This is a genomic window from Streptosporangium sp. NPDC005286, from assembly GCF_040607515.1.
In the GTDB taxonomy this organism is placed as follows: domain Bacteria; phylum Actinomycetota; class Actinomycetes; order Streptosporangiales; family Streptosporangiaceae; genus Streptosporangium.
Map to the genome: position 1 here is coordinate 1 of NZ_JBEXGU010000297.1, position 5948 is coordinate 5948.

At 67.5% G+C, this 5948-nt stretch carries 7 protein-coding genes and 1 pseudogene; 1 reads left to right on the forward strand and 7 read right to left on the reverse strand.

Annotation, left to right across the window (positions count from 1 at the left end; all coding sequences use genetic code 11):
- Positions 1-34: 34 nt before the first annotated feature.
- The 3 genes from ABZU75_RS44810 to ABZU75_RS44820 all read right to left on the reverse strand — a co-directional run bounded on the left by ABZU75_RS44810 (position 35) and on the right by ABZU75_RS44820 (position 2565).
- The gene (locus ABZU75_RS44810; protein ID WP_355569117.1) at positions 35-919 is read right to left on the reverse strand and encodes a hypothetical protein; all 885 of its coding nucleotides are present in this window, start codon (positions 917-919) and stop codon (positions 35-37) included.
- Positions 916-1494 carry a sigma-70 family RNA polymerase sigma factor gene (locus ABZU75_RS44815; protein ID WP_355569120.1) on the reverse strand — a complete coding sequence of 193 codons (579 nt, stop codon included), beginning with the start codon at positions 1492-1494 and terminating at the stop codon, positions 916-918. Before ABZU75_RS44815 ends, ABZU75_RS44810 begins: the two co-directional genes overlap by 4 nt.
- A gap of 825 nt (positions 1495-2319) precedes the next feature.
- Positions 2320-2565 (reverse strand): hypothetical protein, encoded by a 246-nt coding sequence (locus tag ABZU75_RS44820; RefSeq protein ID WP_355569123.1) that lies wholly within the window; start codon positions 2563-2565, stop codon positions 2320-2322.
- Positions 2566-3191: 626 nt separating this feature from the next.
- Here ABZU75_RS44820 and ABZU75_RS44825 point away from each other — a divergent pair.
- On the forward strand, positions 3192-3818 hold the full coding sequence (locus tag ABZU75_RS44825) for an acyl-homoserine-lactone synthase (RefSeq protein ID WP_355569126.1): 627 nt from the start codon (positions 3192-3194) through the stop codon (positions 3816-3818).
- A 165-nt stretch (positions 3819-3983) separates the two neighbouring features.
- Here the strand turns inward: ABZU75_RS44825 and ABZU75_RS44830 are convergent.
- The 4 genes and pseudogenes from ABZU75_RS44830 to ABZU75_RS44845 all read right to left on the reverse strand — a co-directional run.
- A pseudogene (locus ABZU75_RS44830) lies at positions 3984-4295 on the reverse strand (IS3 family transposase); the annotation flags it as partial.
- Between the two features lie 93 nt (positions 4296-4388).
- Positions 4389-4676 carry a transposase gene (locus tag ABZU75_RS44835; RefSeq protein ID WP_355569129.1) on the reverse strand — a complete coding sequence of 96 codons (288 nt, stop codon included), beginning with the start codon at positions 4674-4676 and terminating at the stop codon, positions 4389-4391.
- A 205-nt stretch (positions 4677-4881) separates the two neighbouring features.
- Entirely contained in the window at positions 4882-5541 is a 660-nt protein-coding gene (locus tag ABZU75_RS44840; protein WP_355569132.1) for a class I SAM-dependent methyltransferase, read from the reverse strand.
- Between the two features lie 173 nt (positions 5542-5714).
- Positions 5715-5948 (reverse strand): DUF1963 domain-containing protein (locus tag ABZU75_RS44845; RefSeq protein ID WP_355569135.1); only part of this gene is annotated, 234 nt, incomplete at its 5' end.

A 5948-nucleotide genomic window follows, 5' to 3' on the forward strand; every position in this document is an offset into this window, starting at 1 on the left:
GCCGTGAGGCCCGGCGCCGCCGCGGGTGGCCAGATCAGTCGCGCGCGGAGCCGCCCGTGGCCGATGTGTTCAGCTGCGCGCTCGTCCGGTCGGTGAGCTCCTCGAGGGAGACGCTGTGCCGCGACCCGTCCCGGAGGATTGCCGTGACGCTCTTGACGCCGCCACGAGGTGAGGCGTTCTCGCGCTCCTCCGTCGTCGGCGCGTCCGGCCACCAGGCTGCGAAGTAGCCGCCGGTGACGGTCGCGGTCACGCTGCCTTTCGCCTCCGTGGAGAGCTCCAGACCCACCACGCCGGCACCGACCCTGCCGGTCACGATACGCACGCTCTCCTCACTCGTGCTCATGACCGCGCCGAGGGCGGCCCGCGCAGACCCTGCGGGAACCGGCGAAAGCGGTTGTGCGCCGGGCCCCGGCGTGCTGCCCGTCGAGCCGACGAGGTCGCCATCGCGGAGCAGGCAGGTGATCTCGGCCAGATGGCTGCTGTCGTCGTTGACGTAGACGAGCGTCCATGGCCCCCGGCCCTCGGTCACCACGGGCCGGAAGCCGAGCTCACGCCCGGTTGTGCGCTTGGCGGTGTCCCGGGCGCTGTCGAGGCACTTCTCCTGGGCGTCGGCGGCCCGGTCACCGCTCACCGTGTGCGGCGTCGCGGTCCACGCTGCCATCGCCGAGCCACCGCCGAACACGCCGGGCAGCAGCAGCGCTGCCGCGATGCCGACGGCCACCCCTCCGCCGGCAGCGGTGAGACGCCCGGCGGTGAGCAGGCGAGGGCTGCTGGTCGTCGGTGCGGGCGCCTCCATCGGGTTGGTGGCCACCACCCGGGCCAGCAGGACCCGAGCCTTGGGGTCGGTGCTGGTGTCCAGGTCGGCGGGGGTGACGGCCGGGTCGAGGTCGCGCAGGGCGTGGTCGAGGGTGTCGTTCATCGCATGCTCCGGGAGTTCACGGTGGCGGTTGCCGCGGGCTGGGTTGTAGTGGCGGGGACCGCGTCGGCGTGGTGGCGCAGGGCACGCCGGGCCCGGGTGAGCCGAAGCCGGAACGCGACGGGGGAAATGCCGAGCACCCGCGCGGCCTGTGGGGCTGTGAGGCCGTCCCACACGGCCAAGGCGAGCGTCTCCTGGTGGCGCGGGCTGAGCCGCCGCCACGCCCGGACGAGGTCGAGCCGGCGTGCCACCAGCTCGGGGTCCAGCCCGGCCGCCGCGGCGCCGGTCAGCTGGCTGTCGGCGATGCGAACGGTAAGTGCCTGCCGCCGCTGGTCGGCCCGCAGCCCGTTGCGCAGAGTGCGGTGCGCCACGCCGAACAGCCAGGCCCGAGCCTCGTCCGCCGCCAGCGGCACGTCGTCCAGGCGCCGCCAGGCGACGAGGAACACGTCGGCGACCACGTCCTCGGCATGGGAGGGATGGACACGACGCTCGACGAACCGCAGCAACGCGGCATACGTCTGCTCGTAGAGGCGGGCGAAGCGCTGGGTGCGCGGCGGCCCGGTGTCGGTGACGTTCATGCCTAGGTCATGTCCGGCAAGCCCACAGGTGTGTCGCGAACCGTCACGACGAGACGTCGACCGGCCTTTGGGGGGTCGCAGTAGTAACGACGCAGGAAACAACGGATATGCAGGTCAGCGGCCCATCTTCCACGCTGTGCCTGAAGGTCCCTAAGGGGGCTCTGAATTGCATATTCGTTGAAAATTCCGTCGATACTACTGAGACCTCATAAGGGGTCGATCGCAGGATGAGGGTTCAGGCCGCCCAGTACGGATGCACCGCATCCGACCTCGTTGCGAGGCGGCGGGTCCGGGCACCTTGTGACTGCTCTGAGATCTTGGACTGCGACGATCTCGGCGGTCCCGTCACCGTAGGGCAAGAGCAGCAGGAGAACCCCCCGATGAGATGGCCTATCGCCGCATTCGCCGCCGTCCTGGCATCCGCCCTGGTCGCCGGGTTCGGTGACGGTGCGAGCGCCCAGAGCGCTCCGGCGGACCCGGTGCAGGCGCTCAAGAAGCAGATGGCGGCACATGGCGGAGTGCGCTTCTCCCGGGTCGCGGTCGACACGACCGAGGATCGAAGCGATGTTCCCTCCTGGATGACCAAACGCAAGAGCAAGATCACCTTCCGTAGCAAGGGGGCCGTCCAGTTCGGGGGCGGGAAGGTCACGGCCAGCGACGTGACGAGCCGAAACAGCCTTATCGGGTCAGATGAGAGCGTGCGGTTGGTCACCTTCACAGGCCGCAGCTATATATCGGGATGGCCGGTGCCGCCGCTGCCCGCGGGCAAGGAGTGGGTCGTGTTCGACGACGACACGACCAGGCCGGAGATGGACAGCGGGCGGATCAGGACTGGAGGCCGCGGCCGTCGGCGAATGTCGCCCGGCTCAGCGCCCCGCAGCCCGGCCCGCAGGCGAGGTCGAGCAGGAGGCTCACCGTGCGGCGGCGGCCGCTGTGTCCTTCCCGGGCTGCCGCGTCCCGGCCACCGTCGACCAAGCCCGGCGGCAGCTGGCCGCGATCACCGAGGAGATCGGCCTGCGCGCCGCGCTGCCCGTCGAGCGGGCCGCCCAGGAGCACACCGAACGCGCCCAAGCCCAGCAAGTCCAGCGCGCTCAGGCCGAGCGAGCCGCCCGGCCGAGGCCTCGCCGCGCCCCCTCGCGTGGGCGGGGTGGCCGAGGCCGATAGCCACTAGAGCGAACAGAACAGCACGAAGGAACGAGCAGTCAGCACCACACAGCAGAGACCACAAAGAACAGACAAACAGCATCGAAGATCGGAGAGGATCAGAGAAGCGATAAGACGTATCAATCAGCAGTAACGCAGACAGCAAGATCATGAATCAGTGCTAAGGCATCACCACTTCGCGACGATGCGGACACGGCCAGCTACTCCTGGTTAATGCCGGTAGTAGCCACATCACACGACAGACCACCAAAAAACGGCAGTCAACACCACACAGCAGAATCACGGGGTGCTCCTGTCCTGGTGAGGGCATAGAAAGTGCTTGACCCGCCCTGTCTAGGGCGTATGGTCCGATCAGGAAGGTTTCTTACCGGTTCGCCGGTGAGGTGGTCAGGCTGGGGGTGTAGCCGGGCTGCTCGTCGACGAGTGGCGCGACGAGGTGCAGCGCATGCCAAACGCCAGCCAGTGGGTGGCGCGGGACCCGATCACTGGAGAGATACGACATCGACGCCGGTAACCATTCATTGACTAGCCCTATGGAGTGCGTACAACGGATTGTCGTCGGCCGCACGGGTGACCTCCCGGCGTGGTTGCTCACCGGCATGTTCCGCCTCCGCTACGAGGTGTTCTACGAACGCCTCCGCTGGGACGTCGACAGCCTCCACGGAATGGAGCGAGATTCCTACGACGACTGCGATCCGGTCTATGTGATCAGCCATGGGGAGGTCTGCCGGGAGGTCACGGGGTGCTGTCGGCTCCTGCCCACCGACGGTCCTTATATGATCCCCGATGTCTTCTCCGAGACGTTGCGCGGCGCCCCCGCTCCTCGCGATCCGAGCATCTGGGAGCTCAGCCGCCTGGCCACTGGCCGGGCCTGGCCCCGCACTACGGCAGCGGGTTTCGGCCCGCTTGCCCTTGCGCTGCTCCGGGACGCGTTTCGCTGGGTTGATCGGTACGGTGACACGGTGGTCGCGGTCTCAGGCGTGGCCCTGGAACGGCGCCTGCATGTCATGGGTGTTCCCACCCGGCGTTTCGGTGACGGCAGGGCGACGCGCCTTGGCCAGCTTCTGTGTTCCGCCTATGCCGTCTCAACCCAGGCCTTCCTTGAGAACGCGCCTGCCGCGCCGACGGCGGCGACGATTCCCTGCCAGGACGAGTCCTAGCCCCGCCTCCAGCACGGAGGACGGGGGCGCCGGGGCAGCGAGGATCAGCGGGCCTTCTGTGATTTTTCTGTCCGGTTTTTTCGGGCTGTTTTCGGTGGGCGTCCCGGTCGCCCTTGCATGACGGCTGGAGTTGCCCCGGTTCGGTAGACACATCAGGGCTTTCGGCTACGCGGCAGCATAACCGTCTTCTTGAATGGGTTTGGGGGCTTGGCGTCGCTCGTATTCGGCAGGGCTGAGTTGTCCGTTGGCGGAGTGACGACGGCGCGGGTTGTAGAACCCCTCGATGTAGGCGAATACCGCGCGCTCGGCTTCTGACCTGGTGCGGAAGGTCCGCCGGTCGATCAGCTCGCACTCCAGTGAGGCGAAAAAGCTCTCGGTGATGGCATTGTCGAAGCACGTGCCGGTCCGGCCGGTCGAGGGGCGCACGCCGGCCTGCTCACAACGTCGACCGAACGCGATCGAGGTGTTGCGACGACCGGTTGAATCCGCCGCCCTGGCGCGACACACCCAGCGCCCGGGCCGGCAGGGAGACGTCATGGTGGTCCTTCTCCGCATCGATCAGCCGAAACCTCATCTCGGCGGATCCGTCTCCCGCGCGAAGAAAACCGCGGCCTTACGCAAGATCTCCTTCTCCTCGCGGAGAATCCTGTTCTCGCGACGCAGTCTGGCCAGTTCGTCCTTCTCGGCGCTGGTCAGGCCGTCGGCGCGGTGGCCGTCATCCAGATCGGCCTGGCGCACCCAGACACGGATCGACTGCGCGGAGGGCTGGAACTCCTTGGCCGGTTCCTCCGGCGACCGTCCCGCGCGCACCAGCTCCACCATCTGCCGACGAAACTCCGGCGGATAGTTGTTCGGCACAGCAGACTCCTTCTTCCGGGGACCAGGGTTCCCCAGAGATCAGGTGTCCACCAAACCGGGTCAACTCCAGTGTTTCGGATCGAAGCGAGCACCGCCATCCGTTACGCCGAGCAGGCGCGCCGCATTATCAGCGACGACCAACCAGGAAAACAACAAGATCAACAAAGATAGAGATGTTGAGCGCCCGGTTGTTCAGCGATCACGGCTAGACGAACGCGACGACGGCATATCTCTCGTCCTGGATGATCCGTCCCCACAGGATGGAATCAGGTAGCGGCTCGACGCGGGCGGTCTTAACCAGTGGTCGCAGCGCCGCCAGGAGACGCCCCGCCTCGACTCCGCCCATCCATGGCATCGGCTCCGACTTCCCCTCATAGGACTGGTCTTCACCCGGTTCGGCCGACGCCCAGCGCCCCTCGATGAGGACCAAACGCCCGCCGGGACGCAGCAGGCCGACCCACCGGCGCAACGCCTCCTGCGGATCGGGCAGGGTCCACAACAGGTGACGGGAGAGGATCACGTCGAAAGACGTCCCGGCAGGCGCGGGCGGGTCACTCGCGTCACCCACCATCATTGCGGCATCGAAGCCGGCCGCCGTGAGCTTGCGCCGGGCCTGCTCGATCATCAGCGGGGCCAGATCCACCCCGACCGGCCGGTGGCCCTGCTCGGCGAGCACCAAGGACAACGAGCCGGTGCCGCACCCCAGGTCCAAGACGTCGGCGGGCGAGGCGGGCATCCAGGAACGCAGGCGTTCCGCCCAGGCAGCCTTGACGCCGGGGTCGCGAAGGCCGTGGTCGGCCTCCTCGTCGAAGGAGGCGGCGAAGGCATTCCAGAAAGACGCGATTGAAGCATTGGTTTCGGGCATCGGCAGATCATGCCACCCGCCCCCGACAAAACCCGGGCTGTCCCTTCCGGGTGAAGTTAGCGGCCGGGACGGGTTCTGATCAGCGGCACGACAGCTTGGCCCGGACGGTTTCGAGCGGACTTGTTCAGGTCGCTTTGTCGGTGAGAGGAACTCAAACGTCCGGGTAGTCGATGTCAGTGCCCTTGGACGTAAGGGAAGACCTGGCTGAAGTCGCGGGCGGCGAGCCGGTCCCGGCGGATGCCGAAGATCAGCCTACCTCCGTCTCCGAACATCATCCCGTTGTCTTCGTCGAGCTGGAGCAGGTTGACCCACTGGGAGGCCTCCGCCGCGAAGCCGGGATCCTTTGGTTTCAGCCCAGCCTCGTACGCGGCCGCGACTTCGATCGGTGATCGCAGGGCGTCGGAGTA

Coding starts and splice junctions, on each gene's coding strand:
- ABZU75_RS44840 (WP_355569132.1), bottom strand. CDS start 5,541: ATGCCCGAAACCAATGCTTCAATCGCGTCTTTCTGGAATGCCTTCGCC.
- ABZU75_RS44810 (WP_355569117.1), bottom strand. CDS start 919: ATGAACGACACCCTCGACCACGCCCTGCGCGACCTCGACCCGGCCGTC.
- ABZU75_RS44825 (WP_355569126.1), top strand. CDS start 3,192: ATGGAGTGCGTACAACGGATTGTCGTCGGCCGCACGGGTGACCTCCCG.
- ABZU75_RS44815 (WP_355569120.1), bottom strand. CDS start 1,494: ATGAACGTCACCGACACCGGGCCGCCGCGCACCCAGCGCTTCGCCCGC.